Genomic DNA, 18,045 nt, shown 5'->3' with positions numbered 1-18,045 from the left:
ATCTGGGACTGGAATTTATTGGCTTTCGTTGAGTAATGGTATTTTCTGTGCGTTATGTTGGGTTTTCGCTGACCGCTTGGTTTTTTTAATACTTTGATAGTGGAAGAATTAAATTTTTAGGATCGATAAAGGCCGCTTTTTTGGGTTAGCGGGGTAAAATAGCCCAATATTGGCTTACGTCCCTTTCGTCATGAATGAGACTGTGCGGCTAAACCTGTTAATTTGGGCGCAAAACCTTGGTGCAATTGCAGCAAAAATTGGCGCTTAGGATGGCGTTCAGGGTCGTTCTAAGAATTGCTCTAATTAGAGAGTTGCTAAGAATTGCTCTTATTAGAGTGTGGCTAAGAATTGAAATAGGGCTTAGTTGAAACTATTTAAGATGCATAATGAACTCAAATAATGATGAACCCAGATAAGAATGTTGCTAAGTGCTCTCCCAAAAGCCAGACAATGATAACCATCAGCCGCAAGGCTTTGTCCTGCAAGGCTCTCAAATGACCGACTCCAGAACATCTAGCAAAAACGGCGTGAATGTGGATCTATTTTTTATTCCACTGAGCGATATTTCATTGCCGCAAACATCACTCGCTCAGTCTTGGTTAAGTGATAATGAACTCGCTAAGGTCGCGCGTTATCGCGATCCCAAGGCGCAAATGAAGGGATTACAGGTCAGGGCAGCGTTGCGGGCCGTGTTATCTCGCTATGCTGATTTATCGCCACACGAGTGGTGTTTTGAATATGGCGTTAAGGGTAAGCCGAGTTTAACGGCAAAATTGCAACAGCAAACGGGGCTTGAGTTTAACTTAAGCCATAGCGGCGATTGGTTATTGATTGGTGTGACTCAGTTTCATGGTGTTGAGTCTGGTTTATTTGGAGTCGATATAGAAAGGTCACGGCCGAAGACGGATATCTATCCAATCCTAAATCACTATTTTTCTCCCCAAGAAACTGCGGCTTTATTAGCTCTCGCCGATGAAGCGAGTCAGCGGCAGCGCTTTTTCGATTTATGGGCGTTAAAGGAATCCTATATTAAGGCGACTGGCCTAGGTTTAGCGCAGTCGCTTAAATCCTTCGGCTTTGATCTTAAGCCATTCGAGCAATTGGTAGCCGGATCGGTTGAGCTTAGATGCCAAGATGCAGCGTTGATGCCGTTCTATGGTGTGGCGCCTTTGCTGAGTGTCTATCCTAATATCCCGCTGCAAACCATTGATGCAAGTTCATTGTATTGGCAAACCTATTTTGGGCGTTTGACCGAGGAATACCGTTTTGCCGTGAGCTTAGGGTATGCTGGCAACACCGAGATTTCCATAATGCTAACGGCGCAACTGAGCAGCATAGAAGCCTTACTTGCAGATTATGGTTAACTTGTCTTATTCATCTTCGGTTAAACATTGCTGGGTATAGTCACGCCCATAATATTTTGAATTTGAATTTGAATTTGAATGAAATAAATGAGGTTTAACAATGAAACGGATTAAGTGCCTAATACCTACCACTATGATGGTGTTGCTATCTGGTTGTGGTTATTTTGGTGGAGATGAAAAGCAGCAATTGGAGCAGGCTTGGTTAGCCCAAGATCCACAGTTGCAGCAAGTGGTTGAGCAAATTCGTGCCAATGGCTTAGATGTTGTGGCGCAAAGCGCGGCAGCTGGCACAGTTTCGGCCTGTGTGGCTGAAAAACTCAGCCAAGATCCGCTGGGTAAGTTAGTCAATGTTGAAGGCTCGCTGGTGGAGTCTGCTAAGGTGGCAGAGCTGCTGGGGGACTTACAGAAAGTAATGGAGCAAGACATCAGTTTTGATCAGGTCGCGAGCTTGCTGCAAAAGGGCGCCGATGCGGCGGCCTATGCTAAAAGCCTTATCGAGCAACAAGGTTTAGATCAAGCCTTACAAAGCCTTAAGCAAATGGCGACTGCGAGCGAGCAATTTGCCCAACAAGACTTAGGTGCGCATTTTCAGCAGTTATTGCTTGAGTGCAAAACTTCAGTCCCAACGCCAGAGTCTGCGAATTAATTCTGCTTTGTTAATCTGACAATATATCCTGAATCACTTGGGATGATGCCCTCCAGTGCTAGAGCCGTTCAAGGCGAATATACGCTAGTCAGTCTTTTATCCATAAAAAAGCCCTGAAGATTCAGGGCATTAATTTGGTTATTTCGTGCTTGGTAGTGGGACGATTTCAAAGCTTTCATCGAACTTTACTAAGGTCGACGCTATCTTACCGAAGGCATCTTTATCACCCTCTAACTTGGCAGTACCCTTAGCCAGTAACTCTTTAAGTGTGACTTTTCCGAGTAAAATCCCCGTAATATAGCGTTTATCAATATAAAGATTGGCATCGGCCTCCATCGGTTTATCAACCTTAATATTGCTTAAATTACCGTTACTTAGTTCAACATAGAGCGTTTCTTGGGTGTCAGGGTTAATCACATTAAGCCGGATTAGCCCAAGTTCAGCAGCTTTGAGGCTATCGACTTTTACGGCGAGGAAGTCAAATAGGGTCGATATTTCCATTTCTCCTAAAATATCTGCTGAGGCCGATTTAGGCGCGCCAGGTTGAATGCCTACGCGTAACTCTTGGGCGCCAGTGAGGTAAATGTTGCGCCAGCCAGCCCCTTCGGCTTGATAACCCAGTTGCTCATAGGTATCGGCAAGTAATTGTCTTGCCTCTTTGTTATTAGGTTCTGCCATCACGACTTTATTGAGTGCGGTGGCCACAAAACGGTACTCGCCTTGGGTATAGTCGGCTTTGGCGTGTTTCACGACGGCTTTAGCTCCGCCCATATACTCCACAAATTTCGTCGCTTCATCTTTTGTCGGTAGTGGGTTTAAGTTGGCGGGATTCATATCGAAATAGCCAAGGTACATGTTGTACACGGCTTTGGCATTATGGCTGTAGGTGCCATGGTAACCATTGGTGTACCAAGTATCGCGCACAGCCTTAGGGATAGTGGTTTGAATAGCATCGCCAATATCTTGAATACCCACGCCATTATTGGCTAAACGCAGGGTTTGATTATGCACTAGGCCATAGTTATCCCTTTGCATTCTTAAGTATTGGTTTATATCAGTATTGCCAAATACGGGGGCTGAGTGGGCAGTGAATATAACCTGTGCATCATTACCAAAATGGGTCAGTAATTCATTGATATCCTTAGACCATTTTATCGCATCTCGGACTTTTGCCCCGCGTAAGGTATAAATGTTGTGCATGCCGTGGTAGGTGAGCTCTGCGGTCCACAATGCTTTCATTGAGGGAATATAGGTGGCCATTTCTGAGGCGGCTTCTGTGCCTGAGGCATCCATAAACACCATGTCGATACCATCAATGGTGAGTGTTTCCCACTTGTCTTTGGCATTTAAGGTGACATCGGGTTTAACGTAGGTCACTTCGCCTTTGGATAGTCCCTTAGCAAGTGCGGCATCGACAATGCCTTGATCGTTTCGCTCTAATGTTGCGCCGTATTGATAGGCGGCGCGGCGGCTCATGGCATTACCAGCGAGGACGTTTTCGTCGACAATTTCTTTGGTGATGTTATTGGAACCATAGACTTTGACGTTTGGGAACATGTCTTTGATTGCGCGGGAGCCGCCAAAATGATCTCCATGACTGTGGGAATAAATCATCGCGACTACGGGTAAGTCATTGCCCTCGGGCAAGTGTTTAAGCGCAAACTCAAGGGATTGCTTTGCTGACTCTTTGGTCAGCAGTACGTCATAAAGGATCCAGCCCGTTTTACCGCGGATAAGGGTTAAGTTCGATAAGTCTGTGCCACGCACTTGATAAATGCCATCTGTGACCTTGTATAAGCCGTTAGACACCATATTCAACTGGGCTTGGCGATAAAGTGAAGGGTTTACTGTGTCTGGGGTTTTGTCGCCAATAAAGCTGAAATCGGCACGTAAAATGGCTGCTGTTGGCTCATCTAGTTCAGCAATAAGATTTTTAGAAAACTCTTCAAAGGCTTTTTTATCGGCAAAATTAAGGCTTGCTGCTGAGGCTTTGTTTACCGCAATGGTTTGCTCGGTGGCAGGCTTTCCCTGATAGTGCAGGCTAATATGTTCATGCTCGTGTTCAGCAGCCACGGCGCTTAAAGAGAAGCTGGCGATAATACTCATTGTCATCAAAGATTTTTGCATTATTTTACCTACCAAAAAGTGGGATAGTGTCGTTGATGGTTTGAGTATAGCCAGCTTGTGTATTTAGATAACTCGAGTTAGCTTGGATTGTAATATTCATATAGTGAATGAGTGCACTCCCTTATGCCGACACGAAAGCCATTAGATTTAAATTTATTACGCGTGTTTATGGTGGTTTACCGTACTCGTTCATTCACCCAAGCGGCACAGGAGTTAGATTTAACTCAGTCTTCCGTGAGTAATGCGATAAGCCGGTTCAGGGCTTGGGTCGGGGAGTCGCTGTTTAATCGAGTTGGACGGGGAATTGAGCCTACATCGGTGGCACGGGAGATGTACCGTAAATTTGAGCAGCCCATGGCGGATATTGAAACCGTATTGTTGGGGTTTGAGCATTTTGATCCCACCTCGAGCCAGCGGCGCTTTTATGTATATGCTAATGAGTCGGTTATCGAAGCGCTGCAATCAGGCGTGCAGGCTTTATTACAGAATGCGGATATTGAAGTCATTTTCCGCGAGTCGCCGCCGCAGGAGGATGAGCTATATCGCGATATTTTGCTTGAGCGGGTCGCCGTTGCGATAGACATTAAGCCCGCGCAGCAAAGTTTGCTCTCGAGCAAATTACTCTTCACCGAAACCCTCGTTTGTATCGTCAGTTTGCAGCATCCTCGTATTCAAGGTGCTATCACCCATGGGCAGTATTTTGAGGAGAAACACGTCTTTTTAAATATGCGGCGCTTTAATTTGACTGCAGGGGATTTGTTTACCGAAGGCGTGTTACCAAGGCGCAAAATGTACAGTGAGCAATCATCTCTATTGAGTATGTTTGCAACTGTCGGCAAAAGTGAGGCGATAGGCATAGCGCCTTTGCGGTACGCCAGTCAGTACGCTGAGATGTTCGGCTTACAGATTTTACCTATGCCCCTGAAAACTCGGCCAATTGATTTGTATATGGTGTGGAGCAGTAAATATACCCAAAACCCGAGCCACCAATGGCTACGGCGTTTATTGCTCAATGCGAGTGCAAACACTGTGAATAAAAAAGCTCTGAATCTAGCGAGCAGCTAGGGCTAGCAATTCAGAGCTTTGTTGCAGTTTTTAAACCTTATTTTCTATCTCAGATTGTTAATCTAATAGCCTAGGAAGGTCATTACTGTCTTGCGAGTCTGTGGCTTTCACCAGGTTGCTCGAAGTCACTGCGATAAGGGTTGATATCTAAACCACCGCGACGCGTGTAGCGGGCGTAAACTGTCAATTTAGTGCAATGGCAAAAACGTTTTAAATCGACGAAAATTCGCTCGACACATTGCTCGTGGAATTCGTTATGTTGGCGGAAAGAAATCAAATAGCGCAGCAGTTTCTCGCGATCGATTTTAGGGCCTTGATAACGGATCATCACGCTGCCCCAATCGGGTTGCGAAGTGATCAAACAGTTGGATTTCAGCAGGTTTGAATTAAGCGTTTCCGCGACCGTTTGCTTATCGTCTGTACTGTTAACTAAGTAATCAGGATTAAAACTATAATCGCTGACTTCAATATCGAGATCGTCAATACAAGTGCCAGGTAACTCAATAATACGCTGAATACCAAAGCTTTTGGGCTCGATAATCTTAACGCTAACATCACCTTGAGCACACTGACTTAAGTCTTGCACTAAGGTTTTTTGCAGTGAATCTAGGCTATCAAACTTGGTTTGATTAAAGCTATTGAGATACAGTTTGAACGATTTCGACTCAATCAGATTCAGGCTTTCATAGCTTAAATGAAATTCAGCTATGGCCACCATAGGCTTACCTTTGGCATTTAACCAAGACAGCTCATAACCCGTCCAGATATCGGCACCATGAAACGGTAACGTCCCAGTGAGTGCAATAGCATTACGGTTTAGTGAGCGTGGAACCCCTTGCAGCAGCGACGCATCATACTCGGCTTGGTAGTCGGTGGCTTTACCTAAAGTCAGGCCAACAAGCGCTTGCGCATCACTATAGGGATCGTGATTCTGTGTCATCAATACTGTTTCCATGTCAAAATAGGCGCACATTATACCTGAAATTGGATTGTGCTTAAGTGTCTTGTCTGCCCGCACTCGATAAATTTTTGCAAAACTATCATCAAGCTTACTTAACGAGTTTAGGTGAACTACCGCGTTATTACCCACAGGGTGAGCCTTCTGTGTGTATTCAAGGCGAATTTCAACCGGATCTTGAACAGGCCGTTTCTTGGCAGCCAGTGAAACGCAAAGTTGAAGGCAGTTTCGCCAATGTAGAGCATGCACTGGAGTTAACTTTATGGCCAGAGATCAATGATTTTTACGGTCATTATTTCTCCGCACCAGTATTATTTGACTCTAAGTGGGGCACGGGGGAGTTACTGCAAGTCTGGAATGATGACGATTTTAACTGCCTGCAACAAAACCTGATTGGTCATCTGATGATGAAGAAGAAACTGAAGCAGTCACCGACTTGGTTTATCGGTCTGTTAGATGAGGGAGATAAAATGCTCACCATCAATAACAGTGATGGTAGCGTATGGATTGAAATCCCTGGTGAAGTGCAATCTGAGCAATTGTCCTCGAGTTTGACTGCGTTTATTGAAGCATTATCGCCACGGATAGCACCACCCGTTAAACATGAAGAACTACCTATGTCCGCATTAGAACATCCTGGTATTTTCGCCAGTTTTAAACGTATGTGGCAAAACCTTTTCGGTAAGCGTTAACTTCTGTGAGCGAAATTTTTATTATCAACCTAAGTATTAACTCAACCTAAGCGTGGCTTATCTTAGGTTGAGTTCTGCAAGGGGATAAACAGGTGTTATTGATGATCCCAAGACAGATTCGACACTATGCGGCAAGGCTCGCAGCGAAAATGGAACATATCTAATAAAGGTTCATCGAGTTTCCAATCATGACTGCCACAACGTGGGCAAGGTCGCGTTTTTTCTGAGGCCAAATCTTGGCCGCCAACGCGATATAAGTAGTAATAGGTCGGGATCTGAGTGAGATATTCGATACGACCGCGCAAATCCCAACCTCTGCGAAATAAATCACTGTCAGGACTCGATAATTCCTCTAGCGCGGCAAATTCTGCCTTAGTGGCCGCCGCCATTTGCAGCTCGTCGCAGGCTTGCCATTCGCTCTGCCAACGGATAATACGCTTATGATCGCCATTAAAGGTTGCGGGTATACGGTACAGGGGAATGGGCAATAAATTGTCGCCGCTGCGTAGGGGCGAGCACATATGCACAAAACTGGTGTATAGCAGTTGCCAGCTGGGTGTTTCGGTATTACTTACTTCAGAATTGATATCCTGACCAATAAACTTTTCCCGCGGCGCGAGTAGTTTAGCGTCGGTTAATTCTACTAAGGCTTTTTTGACCCAAGGGCTGTGATATTTGTGCGCTAAACTGCTTTTCTCTGGCATCAATAAACGCACTCTAAACTCACCGTCATTAAAGGCGACCGCAAATTCTCGTCCTAAGATTTGGCCATTAGCTCGATAGGCTTCAAGGAGCTGATTAATGGCCTTCTCGGCGGCAGATATCGTGGTGTCGGCGAAGCATTCGAAGCGCAGTTCAGTGACAAACATTAAGCTGTTTTTCCTTGGATTTCTAATAAGTTGATGCGTTGTTTAAGTTCAAGCAGTTCGTTTTTTAATTGCATTATTTCTGTTTTTTGCTGCTCAGCATGACGTTCAAAATACGCCTGTTGCATCTGCATGCGCTCGGCGAGCACTGCAAGGGTTAAGGTATCGTTAGTTGCGGGAGTGTCAGTTGTAGGGCTGATAGTTTGCAACTCAGCTAAACGCTCGCGATCCGCCTTAGGCATAGATTTAAATTGCTGTAAGCCTTGGATCAATATAGGTAAAGGTAGGCTACTACCTAAACGGGTTTTAATTAAGGCAAGGCTCGGTACTTTACCGCAGGCTTCGAGCGAACGTGCGGCCGCTAATACTTGGTCAAGGGGACTCATAATTAGCAAAATTCCTTAATTTGTTGAATTGTTTAAACCAATTTTAAAATAATAATTAATTTTTTCATTTAAAAACAGTATGTTGTCTTGTGGCATTTATTTTGCTTATTGTCCAGCCGAAATACCATTTTTAAGCTTCAATAATAATTACACAGGATGTCACATGATGAACCATAAATTGAATAACAAACTTATCGCCATCACTTTTTTAGGGCTCGCAAGCTTAGGTCTTAGCGGCTGCGTGGTCAATGTCGGTGATGGAGAATCGGGCTGGGATAGCAGCGAATCTTGGGAGAAAGTGCAGGATAAAAATCGCACTAACTTAACCAAACTGAGCTTAGGCATGCCTAAAGACCAAGTGATGATCTTAATGGGCACCGCTGATTTTAGTGAAGCCTATATTCAACAAAGTGCTCAACAAGGTGAAGCCAATAAAGAAGTCTTAGTGTTGTTTTATCGTACCCAGCGTAATAATGGCGATGGAAAAACCACTAAGGATGAATGCACGCCTATCGTGCTGAGCAACAATGCCTTAGTGGGTTGGGGTGAAACGGCTTACGGTAAAATCTGAACCAACGAGTCTTATCGTTTACGTAGCTGAGTGTCTAATTGCTCAATGGGCTCAGTCCAGAGGGCATCGGCTTCTAAACCTTCAATGATAAAGCTCTTTTGGGCTGGGGTCCAAAAGGGCGCTTGGCTTAAATGGATGTGATGGTCGATATCATGGGTTGCAATAAACTGCGCTATGGCCTCGTCGCTACTGTCTAAACCGAGTTGCTCAAACAAGTGGCTTAAGTCTACTGGAGTTGTATCCATCATTATTTCCTTTTCAGTATAGTGCCTTCGTTTAGAGTAAGCGCCTGATTGAAAAATGCAATCTATGATTAAAATTTGCACTTTTTAGTTTCCTTGGTAGATTAACAGTTACGCATAAAAAAGTGTGAGCTAAGTCAAGGAATGCTAACGATGGACAATGAAATTCTGGAGGACTGCCGCGCAGTCTATTTGACCGCGGAAGACTTACGCATTGCCGCTTCTATTCTCTATAACGCTTACCATGATGATCCTTTTTTTGTCGATTCACTCTTTACCTCAGACAAAGCCGCTTATGAGCAAAAATTGCGCGCCGCAATCAGGGAAGAACTCAATACGTTATGGCAACAAAAACAAGCCCTCATTGGTTTATTCGACCATGAAAGACTCTTTGGGTTAGCCTGTGTCGTTACTCAAGAAGTGCCTTTAGGGGAAGGGCGTTATTGGCATTGGCGCTTAAAGATGTTGTTAGGTACAGGTTGGCAATCGACTCAAGCACTAATGAACAAAGAGTCCAGTATTATTGAACTTTTACCCAGTAAGCACTGCGGTATTTTGCAGTTTATTGCTCTTGCACCAAATGAACAGCACAAAGGACTTGGACATAAGTTGGTGCAAGCTGTGGTGAGTTGGTGTGATGAGCAGCCTGATTTGGATGGCATTGGTGTGTTTGTCGCTCAGGAGAACCACTTGCAACTGTTTACTCAGCATGACTTTGTATCCATAGGCGAGCTGAGTATTGGCAGTGTCCATGGCCAGCTTTTATTCTATTCGGTTCAACAAGATGACTAACTCTTATAAACGTTTCGCCGATTTTTATCCTTTCTATTTATCCCAACACCAGCACCCGACTTGTCGGCAATTACACTTTGTTGGCAGTTGTTTAGTTCTGCTGCTGATTGGCATTGCCTTGGTTTCACAAGCCTGGTGGCTATGTTGGTTTATTCCTATTGTTGGCTACGGTTTTGCATGGGTGGGACACTTCGTATTTGAGAAGAATCGACCCGCGACATTTCAGTATCCCTTTTACAGTTTGATGGCAGATTGGGTGATGTTTGCTCAGATGATCCGCCGCTTTTTTAAACGTTAAAAAAATTGCCCGAGTGAGATGCCCATGCCCGTGTGAGAGATCGCTTACAAACGTTGTAGGACATAATGTTTTCTTTTTGATTGTTTTTTGTCCTGCAGTATTTAATTTTAAATAGAATCATTGGGTTGTATTTATTTTCCTTTGGTTGGTCCGTAATTAATTTTGTAGTCCGTTCTTTGAGCCGAACAAAAAAGTTAGGGTTAACGTAAAATTAGGGTTAACGTAAAATTCACTCATGGCCAAAGCAAATGGATAGCAAGGAAAGCGAAACAGGCCAAAGGGACGCAAGAAGCAACGAATTAAGATTTCAAGGTTGAAATCGCTGACGGTAGGAAAACTGTCATTCGCCTCGGATAGGCTAAGGAAAAGCAGGATTGCTTTTCAAGGATGATTAGGGACAGTGAGTTGTATCGTCAGGATGATGAATTTCAGGAAGAATACAGGACACGCTTAAGGATTAAGCATGAACTCGAAACAGGATGTATCGAGATAAGGATAAAGTATAAGGGTGAACAGCTTGTACTAATCTATGGAAAATAAATTTTGCAGGATGCAATAGGAATACGTCATAGGAAGTGACAGGCTCTGTAAAAAGGATTTACAGGTCAAGGGACTGAGTGTTATCTCACGTAAGTTTGATACACAGGGACGAAAAGGAATTACAGGGACGACGCAGGACGCAAGTAGACGCATGGATGGTGCAGGGAGCACAAATCGAGCAGGACGGCTTACAAAGGATAAATGGGGCGCACTTTAGTTGCGCCCTTTTCTTTGGTTCATTTTCCGCATTAATCTGGCTTTGCCAAGCTATAACACTATTCACGCTATAACGCTATTCACACAGACTTTATCTTAACGCTGCTTAAAGACATCTTGCCGTAAAACATGTTTACCAGTCTTACTTCTCTTATTGCCCAATGATTTACTCTGTGTTGACTGTGTTTTGGTCATGCGCCGAATGCTTGTCGAATTTCGAGCGATAGCGGTTTATGCATAAGTCCTTCAGGGGAGAACATCTAGCGCTTTGCTTACTTTTGATTCGAATTGCCATCCTCCGTGTAAGAGATCTCTCACAAGTATGTAAGTAATTTGTAAGTCAAAAGGGTGGTTACGTCTTGTGGCTGGTTATTATTTTTATTTACATCAGTAAGTTAGTCTGTTTCTTATCAGTTGAACTCACCATCTTCGTTAACATTTTAAATAATCCACAATGAGTACTTTTGTTGGTTGGCGTAGAATTCATCTTGTAGAAGGAGTTACGGGCAACAGGATGTTTGCGATCAGGATGATCGAACAGTGACTAAGGAATGTGACTTAAGGAAAGATAGGGATATAGGCCTTTCAGGATGAAAGAGAGCCAATACCAAGGAAGGGAGACTATCAAGGATTGATAGACTCATTGCATAGGATGGCAATGGCACAGGGAGTGCAATTGAATGGATGCAATACCCGTTTCATGGATGATGATGGAACCGCTCAGGAAAGAGCAAGCTTGGGACTGGATGACCAAGAGATAGGGAAGTACATGAGTACAAGGACCTCAAGGATTGAGCAGGGATGAAGCAGGACGCAGATTGACGCATGGATGGTGCAGGGAGCACAAAAATAGCGGGATAGCTTAACAGAGAATAGGAGGGCGTGGCTTTAGGGCCGCGCCCTTTCTTTTTTAGCTTTTTCAGTGAGCTATTTTTTAGCCGTATTTACGATAAAAAAGAATGATGTCTTGCTCTCTATGTTGGCTCACATTTTATTTGAGCCAACATTGTCGATAAAAGCTTAATGGCATTTGCCTGAGTTACAACCACTTTGCGTACCACACCCGCCAAACTTACCCTGTGACGTTGGGGCTTCATGCCATTCAGGCTCAGGGAAGATAGGCCATTCAATCTTTTGAATTTTCTTGCCTTGCATCCAAATATGGCCACGGTATTGGTTAATGCCGTCGGTGCTGAATTCAAATAAATATTTCGCCTTCCAACAAATTCCCGTGGTGCCGCCAATACTTGGGCGGGCAGTTTCCATGGCAATGGCTAACAGTTGAACTTTTTGTCGCCAACATTCTTTTTCGGCAAAAATACGGCTCAACTCTGCCATTTGGCGTAGTTGCCAAAAGAATGCGGCAATCACGACGAGGCCAATAATTAACAGTAAATCTGACATCATTTGCTAGCTGCCTTAAACAAACCACCTATGGCTTGTGATAGTTGAACACTTCGATTGGGATTTCTTAATTCGCCTAGTAGTTGATTGCGCAAACTAGGAATAGCCACAATATCAGCAAAGACCTGATTAAAAAAGGCTTGGGGCTGCAGTGCTAAAGCTTCTAAGTAAAGACTGCGACTTGAATCTTGTTTTAATACCGACCAGTTACGTCCGGCAATGCTGATGAGGGCATTGGTATCTAAAGAGGATTGGCCGTGTAGATGCGCAAACGCTTTTTGGCTGTGTTTAGCGCTAGAAGCCAGAGCGCGAAGGAAATAGGCTTGGTGTTCTGGCGCTGTGTCTTGAAGTTTCGCGAGAATCTTATCGGCGAGTGTGTCGCTAATCAGTAAGTGTTCAAGACATTGGCATAGGGCGATTTGCACTTCAATGGCGGCTGTATCAAAACTCGATACCAAGTGCTGCTCATGATCAAATTCTTTTGCGCGTACACACACATCAGCTATGCCTTGCATTCCAATATGTTGCCATTGTGATGGGGCAATTTGGCCTGACAGATATTGCACGGCAAACTCGTATTGTGATGAAGCGCGCTGGCCAAGTTGTTTACGAACGAGTGCGTTAAATACGGCAAGTTTTTCCTGGCTTGGCTTGAAATTAAACGGATTATTCGCGAGTCGTTCTTGCTGCTCATCACTGAGTGGCTGAGTGGGATCTTGCCCTAATGCCGCTAATATCATTTCGATAAATTGTGAGCGCGGTGCAGGCGACAGTAATCCTTGCTCATCTAACGCCAGTTTTAGAAACCAAATAAAGTGTTGTTGGCTCGCATCCCAAAAGACAATAGCAAATTGTGCATGCCCTTGAATGGGATAAGGATAAGGGGCTGACAGAGATTCGATTTGGTGAAATGCGAGCATATCAATATGTTGCACCCTACGGCCAAGATCATACACTTGGAACTGGGTTTTGGCTGTGGTTAAAAACTGGCTTAAAGTTGTAATTTCAGTCATTTGGCTGCCATATCAATCAAAGAGGCTCAATAAATTGGCGCCATTATAGGGGGAAGTGCGTCTGGATGGTATGATTGCGGCACTTTAATCGACCTATTCGGCCAGTGAATTGTGGGAAGTTTTCGAATCACACAGGGCTAATATGAGAATGGATCTGAAAGCTATGTTATACAGTCAAACCCAAGCTAAATTGGCTCAGATTACCCACGCGCTGCAAGCGGCCGAGTTGTGGTCTGAGCAAGCGCCTTCTGCCGCTGCAATGGCAAGCACAGCACCTTTTGCCTGTGATCTTATGCCCCTTGAGCAGTGGCTGCAGTTTATTTTGCTGCCTAGAATGCAGACTTTAATCGAAACGGGGGCGCCATTGCCGACTCAAATTGCGATTGCCCCTATGGCTGAACATGTTTGGCTGGATATGCCCCCGCGCCAAACTTTAATTAGCCTATTGAATGAATTGGATATGTTGTTAAATGAATCAAGATGATACCTGGCTTGAAACGCCTGAAAATGCAGTGAATGTATCCCAAGAGGATGATTCAGAAGAGCAGGCGCCTGAGATTGAAATTCTTTATGAAGATGAGCACTTAGTGGCAATTCATAAACCCGCAGGCTTATTGGTCCACCGCAGTTATTTAGCGCGTCGGGAGCGATTTTTTGCCATGCAGCTGACCCGTGACTTAGTGGGCTGCCATGTGTTTCCTGTACATCGTCTCGACAGGCCGACATCCGGCGTGCTCTTGTTTGCCAAGAGTAGTGAAGTGGCCAATGCTCTGTGTGAGCAATTTGCCTCCCATACGATTGAAAAACAATATTTGGCTTTAGTGCGCGGTAATATGCATGAGAGCGGTATTTTAGATTATGCGCTTAAGGTTGAGTTGGATGAATTAGGCGATAAGAATGCCGATCCTAACAAAGCCGCGCAGGAAGCTGTGACGGCTTATGAGCCATTACTCAATACTGAAATTCCGTATCCTTCGGGTCGATATTCCACTAGCCGTTTCGCACTGGTACGCTTGAGCCCTAAAACGGGGCGTAAGCATCAGCTCAGAAGACATATGGCGCATTTACGCCACCCCATCGTCGGTGATACCACTCATGGCGATGGTAAGCAAAATGCATTTTTTCGTGAGCATTTCGGTATTAATCGCCTGTGGCTTATCGCAAAAAAACTCACCTTTACACACCCTATAACTCAAACTCGGCTCAGCATAGAAACCGAGCTCGAGTCCGAGTGGGAAACTGTGTTTGCCGAGTTAGGTTGGGACGAGGCGACCTTGAGTCAACAAGCTGAGTTATTCATCGCCCAAGAGGCGTGAACAGCAAGCGGCCAATGCTTGATATGGTGATATCAACTTAGCCGCGTGAATAAAATTAAGTGCATTTACTTTGCTTTGTTGTTGAAACTAAAGTCATCGAATTTAAAACGAGGTGGATTGCTTAATCGTGGAGTTGTGGCGTTTGTGGCCGCAGCTCTTGCATCATGACGGCTAAGGTTGAGAATCCAGACGTGAGTGCAAGTGGCGATATGAGATTTTGCTGGGCGGAGTGGAAGTAGTTTTTACGCCGAATATGGGTTGTTTTGTGGTGCTGCTTGAGGTGTTTTTGGCGGGTGGACTGTCGCATTAGATATTTTCTCACGCTCAATGGCTTGATTTATAAAAAATTTGCGCCTTAGCTTGCTCATACGCTGAACAATAAAGTAAGGTCAGCCTAATAAGGTTTGCAACGCGATGTGGAGTGTATCATGAAAAAGGTGAATCTGGTGTTTGGCACTGTATATGGTAGTGCACAATTTGCCGCTGAAACCCTAGAGAAAGAAATGCAAGTTTTAGGTTATGATGTCACATTGTGGCAACCTAATGAGGTAGCAAGCTTTATTCCTCCTCAGGATGAATTGTTAGTGGTGGTGACTTCGACGACCGGGCAAGGGGACTTACCCGATGATATTCAGTCTTGGTACCATAATCTTAAACATTTAGCACCCTACTTACCTGAGCTTAGATACAGTGTGATAGCTCTAGGTGATTCAAGTTATGAGACTTTCTGCGGTGCAGGTAAGTCTGTAGATGCACTCTTGAGTGAACTTGGCGCTAAGCCGCTAGTGGAATTACTCGAAATTGATGCCTGTGAAACCATGGAACCTGAGGTTGAAGCGATAAAATGGCTAGAACGCTGGAATCAAGTCGTCAAAACCGAGCTCGTCGCTTAGGTAGTTTCGTCAATCTACAGTGGTTTAAATTTGCCCAGCGCTTAAGCCAAGCGCTGCTTATTCCTATTGCCATTTTACCCGCCGCTGGGGTTATGCTCGGCTTAACCGTTAGTCCAATTCCTTTTATGCCCGAAGAGCTGACAGTGCTGATGCTGGCGGTGGGCAAACTCATTTTCGCCATTATGCCGATGTTATTTGCCGTGGCTGTCGCTATTGGTTTTTGTCGCGATCAAGGCATTGCCGCCTTTTCGGCAGTGTTTGGTTATGGGGTGATGACGGCGACGTTAGCCGCACTGGCCGATTTGTATCGACTTCCAACCCAACCTTTATTAGGAATGGATACCTTAGATACTGGAATTGCAGGTGGCATGATGCTCGGTGGTATCACTTGCCTCGCAGTCCGTTGGAGTCAATATATTCGCTTGCCTGCGATTTTCTCTTTCTTCGAGGGACGTCGCAGTGCATCTTTACTTATTATTCCCCTAGCGATGAGCCTAGGTTATGTACTCGCCCATGTGTGGCCACCCTTAGCTTTATTGATTGAGCGCGTATCCGACTGGGCGGTTTATCAAAAACCGGCCATCGCCTTTGGTGTTTATGGCGCATTAGAGCGGTTACTTATACCCCTTGGTCTACACCATATTTGGAATGCGCCTTTTTACCTAGAGGTGGGCCAATATCAGTTATTAGGGCACGAAGTCATTCGTGGTGAGGTAGCGCGTTATTTAGCGGGCGATCCGCAGGCGGGAAACCTTGCCGGTGGTTATCTGATTAAAATGTGGGGATTACCGGCGGCTGCACTGGCAATGTGGCGCTGTGCTGATCCCTCAGAGCGGAATCGCGTGGCGGGTATTATGCTCTCGGCGGGGGCGGCAAGTTGGTTAACTGGGGTGACTGAACCTATCGAATTTGCTTTTATGTTTGTGGCGCCGATTCTATTTATTATTCACGCCTTACTCACTGGGCTCGCTTATTTTGTCTGTATTATGCTGGATATTCACCACAGCATAGTATTCTCCCAAGGGCTGGTGGACTTTACGCTGCTATTTCCATTGTCCCGTAATGCCAGCTGGTTTATTTTCCTTGGGCCTTTAACCGCCATAATATATTACCTGTTGTTTAGACTGAGTATTTTAGCCTTTAATTTGAAAACTCCCGGTAGGCTTGAGCATAACGACAGTAAAGGACCTAAAGAAAGTTTACGGGCGATTATTGCGGCGCTCGGCGGGCGTGACAATATTGTTGAACTTAATGCTTGTTTGACACGGTTACGCTTGAGCGTGCACAAGCCCGAGTTAGTCAATAAGGTGCGTTTGAGTCAGTTGGGTGCTAAGGGCGTGATTGTTATGGGCAAAGGTGTGCAGGTGGTTTACGGCACTAAGGCCGAAACCCTGCGTAAAGTATTGCAGCGTTACTTAGATACTCGCCGCTAGGATTGTGTTTTTACAAAATTAACTGCTTAATTTTTACATTTTATTGATTCAAGCCTCTGAAATATCATTTTTATTTTCGCATTATAGGGTTTTCATACTGTTCAGCATGATTTGCTATGGCAAACTCGATGTAGGGACAATATAGGAGAGCCAACTTTGCAACAAATGACTGAAACTCGCGGTAATACTTCGCCATCCATAGAACGTAAAATCTTACTGACGGATTGCGCCGATGCCCAAGGCCTCATCGCCAAAATCACCAGTGTTTGTTTTACCCATAAACTGAATATCATCAAAAACAGTGAGTTTGTGGATAATGCCCAAGGGCGTTTCTTTATGCGAACTGAGTTAGAGGGCATTTTTAACAGCGAACAGTTATTGCAGGATCTGCGCGACGTGCTGCCTGCTAAGAATCACATGACCTTGGTCAGCGCCGGCAAGAAACGTATTGTGGTGTTAGTGACAAAAGAAGCGCACTGCTTAGGCGATCTGTTGATGAAAGCCTATTACGGTGGTTTAAGTGTCGAGATTGCCGCTGTGGTGGGCAACCATGATGCGCTGCGCGAACTGGCCGAAAAATTTAACATTCCCTTTCATCTGGTGAGTCACGAAGGCTTAGACCGAATTCAACACGAGCAAGCACTGTTGGCTGCGGTATCTCAATACGAACCCGATTATTTAGTCTTGGCTAAGTACATGCGGGTATTAACGCCTGATTTTGTGGCGCAATATCCTAATCGCATCATCAACATTCACCATTCTTTCTTACCAGCCTTTATCGGCGCAGCACCCTATCGCCAGGCTTGGGAGCGCGGGGTGAAAATTATCGGTGCGACGGCGCATTTTGTGAATAATTGCCTCGATGAAGGGCCGATCATCAAGCAGGACGTAATTCCCGTCGATCACAGTTATAGCGCCTTAGAAATGGCGCGTGCAGGGCGCGATGTTGAAAAGAGTGTGCTGAGCAAAGCTCTGCAGTTAGTGCTTAACGAGCAAGTGGTCGTGTACGGCAATAAAACGATCGTCTTCTAAAGCGTAGGCAGTCGCGCTAAGGTAATGACAAGCGTAGCGATAACATGACATTCAGCTCAGCCTATTTTAGCCCGCATATGTCATGGGATCAGCTATCATTATGTTTATTGGAGATTTTATAGTGCTCACATTCGGGCGAATATCACGCTAAAGCGTTTCGCCCATGCTCTAATCAAAGACTGGAGTGCTGG

The 18,045-nt window shown here is 44.9% G+C and carries 20 protein-coding genes; 12 read left to right on the top strand and 8 right to left on the bottom strand.

Features of this window, described 5'->3' with window-relative positions:
* The first annotated feature begins 494 nt into the window (after positions 1-494).
* Positions 495-1,364 (top strand): 4'-phosphopantetheinyl transferase family protein, encoded by an 870-nt coding sequence (locus L5L91_RS02565; RefSeq protein WP_317630157.1) that lies wholly within the window; start codon positions 495-497, stop codon positions 1,362-1,364.
* Between the two features lie 100 nt (positions 1,365-1,464).
* Positions 1,465-2,010: a hypothetical protein gene (locus L5L91_RS02560; RefSeq protein WP_263235598.1), complete on the top strand. Its 546-nt coding sequence runs from the start codon at positions 1,465-1,467 to the stop codon at positions 2,008-2,010.
* Positions 2,011-2,148: 138 nt separating this feature from the next.
* Here L5L91_RS02560 and L5L91_RS02555 read toward each other — a convergent pair whose 3' ends face one another.
* Positions 2,149-4,137, bottom strand: coding sequence for an alkyl/aryl-sulfatase (locus L5L91_RS02555; protein WP_263235596.1), 1,989 nt, complete (start codon positions 4,135-4,137; stop codon positions 2,149-2,151).
* 123 nt (positions 4,138-4,260) lie between these two features.
* Between L5L91_RS02555 and L5L91_RS02550 the strand changes: the two genes are divergently transcribed.
* Positions 4,261-5,202: a LysR family transcriptional regulator gene (locus L5L91_RS02550; RefSeq protein ID WP_263235595.1), complete on the top strand. Its 942-nt coding sequence runs from the start codon at positions 4,261-4,263 to the stop codon at positions 5,200-5,202.
* Between the two features lie 82 nt (positions 5,203-5,284).
* Here the strand turns inward: L5L91_RS02550 and queF are convergent, their stop codons facing one another.
* Entirely contained in the window at positions 5,285-6,142 is an 858-nt protein-coding gene (queF, locus tag L5L91_RS02545) for an NADPH-dependent 7-cyano-7-deazaguanine reductase QueF (RefSeq protein WP_105249734.1), read from the bottom strand.
* 59 nt (positions 6,143-6,201) lie between these two features.
* On the opposite strand from queF, the gene syd reads away from it, so the two are divergent.
* The gene (gene syd / locus L5L91_RS02540; RefSeq protein WP_263160676.1) at positions 6,202-6,852 is read left to right on the top strand and encodes a SecY-interacting protein; all 651 of its coding nucleotides are present in this window, start codon (positions 6,202-6,204) and stop codon (positions 6,850-6,852) included.
* A 95-nt stretch (positions 6,853-6,947) separates the two neighbouring features.
* Here the strand turns inward: syd and L5L91_RS02535 are convergent, their stop codons facing one another.
* Both L5L91_RS02535 and L5L91_RS02530 read right to left on the bottom strand, forming a co-directional pair.
* Positions 6,948-7,721 (bottom strand): Zn-ribbon-containing protein, encoded by a 774-nt coding sequence (locus L5L91_RS02535; RefSeq protein WP_263160674.1) that lies wholly within the window; start codon positions 7,719-7,721, stop codon positions 6,948-6,950.
* A complete protein-coding gene (locus tag L5L91_RS02530) occupies positions 7,721-8,104 on the bottom strand; it encodes an ELKS/Rab6-interacting/CAST family protein (protein WP_263160673.1) in 384 nt (127 codons plus the stop codon). Before L5L91_RS02530 ends, L5L91_RS02535 begins: the two co-directional genes overlap by 1 nt.
* Positions 8,105-8,267: 163 nt before the next feature.
* Here L5L91_RS02530 and L5L91_RS02525 point away from each other — a divergent pair, with 163 nt between their 5' ends.
* Positions 8,268-8,675, top strand: a complete 408-nt coding sequence (locus tag L5L91_RS02525) for a DUF3192 domain-containing protein (protein ID WP_028760621.1) — start codon at positions 8,268-8,270, stop codon at positions 8,673-8,675.
* Between the two features lie 11 nt (positions 8,676-8,686).
* Here the strand turns inward: L5L91_RS02525 and L5L91_RS02520 are convergent, their stop codons facing one another.
* A complete protein-coding gene (locus L5L91_RS02520; protein WP_028760620.1) occupies positions 8,687-8,920 on the bottom strand; it encodes a DUF2789 domain-containing protein in 234 nt (77 codons plus the stop codon).
* Positions 8,921-9,070: 150 nt separating this feature from the next.
* Here L5L91_RS02520 and L5L91_RS02515 point away from each other — a divergent pair, with 150 nt between their 5' ends.
* Positions 9,071-9,709: a GNAT family N-acetyltransferase gene (locus L5L91_RS02515; protein ID WP_263160672.1), complete on the top strand. Its 639-nt coding sequence runs from the start codon at positions 9,071-9,073 to the stop codon at positions 9,707-9,709.
* Entirely contained in the window at positions 9,702-10,007 is a 306-nt protein-coding gene (locus L5L91_RS02510) for a DUF962 domain-containing protein (RefSeq protein WP_105249730.1), read from the top strand. Before L5L91_RS02515 ends, L5L91_RS02510 begins: the two co-directional genes overlap by 8 nt.
* A gap of 1,776 nt (positions 10,008-11,783) precedes the next feature.
* Here L5L91_RS02510 and L5L91_RS02505 read toward each other — a convergent pair.
* A complete protein-coding gene (locus L5L91_RS02505; protein ID WP_105249728.1) occupies positions 11,784-12,170 on the bottom strand; it encodes a DUF3301 domain-containing protein in 387 nt (128 codons plus the stop codon).
* The gene (locus L5L91_RS02500) at positions 12,167-13,180 is read right to left on the bottom strand and encodes a DUF3549 family protein (protein WP_263235594.1); all 1,014 of its coding nucleotides are present in this window, start codon (positions 13,178-13,180) and stop codon (positions 12,167-12,169) included. Before L5L91_RS02500 ends, L5L91_RS02505 begins: the two co-directional genes overlap by 4 nt.
* A 163-nt stretch (positions 13,181-13,343) precedes the next feature.
* Between L5L91_RS02500 and L5L91_RS02495 the strand changes: the two genes are divergently transcribed.
* Together L5L91_RS02495 and truC are read left to right on the top strand one after the other, a co-directional pair.
* Positions 13,344-13,664, top strand: coding sequence for a YqcC family protein (locus L5L91_RS02495; RefSeq protein WP_028760615.1), 321 nt, complete (start codon positions 13,344-13,346; stop codon positions 13,662-13,664).
* Complete coding sequence (truC, locus tag L5L91_RS02490) at positions 13,651-14,496, top strand: tRNA pseudouridine(65) synthase TruC (RefSeq protein WP_263235593.1); 846 nt, start codon at positions 13,651-13,653, stop codon at positions 14,494-14,496. Before L5L91_RS02495 ends, truC begins: the two co-directional genes overlap by 14 nt.
* A 121-nt stretch (positions 14,497-14,617) precedes the next feature.
* Here truC and L5L91_RS02485 read toward each other — a convergent pair whose 3' ends face one another.
* Positions 14,618-14,803 (bottom strand): hypothetical protein, encoded by a 186-nt coding sequence (locus tag L5L91_RS02485; RefSeq protein WP_263235592.1) that lies wholly within the window; start codon positions 14,801-14,803, stop codon positions 14,618-14,620.
* Between the two features lie 121 nt (positions 14,804-14,924).
* Between L5L91_RS02485 and L5L91_RS02480 the strand changes: the two genes are divergently transcribed.
* The 3 genes from L5L91_RS02480 (at position 14,925) to purU (ending at position 17,854) form a co-directional block, all read left to right on the top strand.
* The gene (locus L5L91_RS02480) at positions 14,925-15,389 is read left to right on the top strand and encodes a flavodoxin (RefSeq protein WP_113938961.1); all 465 of its coding nucleotides are present in this window, start codon (positions 14,925-14,927) and stop codon (positions 15,387-15,389) included.
* On the top strand, positions 15,341-16,822 hold the full coding sequence (locus tag L5L91_RS02475) for a PTS transporter subunit EIIC (RefSeq protein ID WP_263235591.1): 1,482 nt from the start codon (positions 15,341-15,343) through the stop codon (positions 16,820-16,822). The genes L5L91_RS02480 and L5L91_RS02475 overlap by 49 nt, the downstream gene beginning before the upstream one ends.
* Positions 16,823-16,987: 165 nt before the next feature.
* A complete protein-coding gene (purU, locus tag L5L91_RS02470) occupies positions 16,988-17,854 on the top strand; it encodes a formyltetrahydrofolate deformylase (protein WP_012088721.1) in 867 nt (288 codons plus the stop codon).
* Positions 17,855-18,045: the final 191 nt, after the last annotated feature.

The sequence above is a fragment of the Shewanella sp. SM55 genome, assembly GCF_025654025.1.
Classification (GTDB): domain Bacteria; phylum Pseudomonadota; class Gammaproteobacteria; order Enterobacterales; family Shewanellaceae; genus Shewanella; species Shewanella oncorhynchi.
Note: the sequence above shows the minus strand (reverse complement) of the source record. Positions and strands in the feature narration are given on the sequence as shown.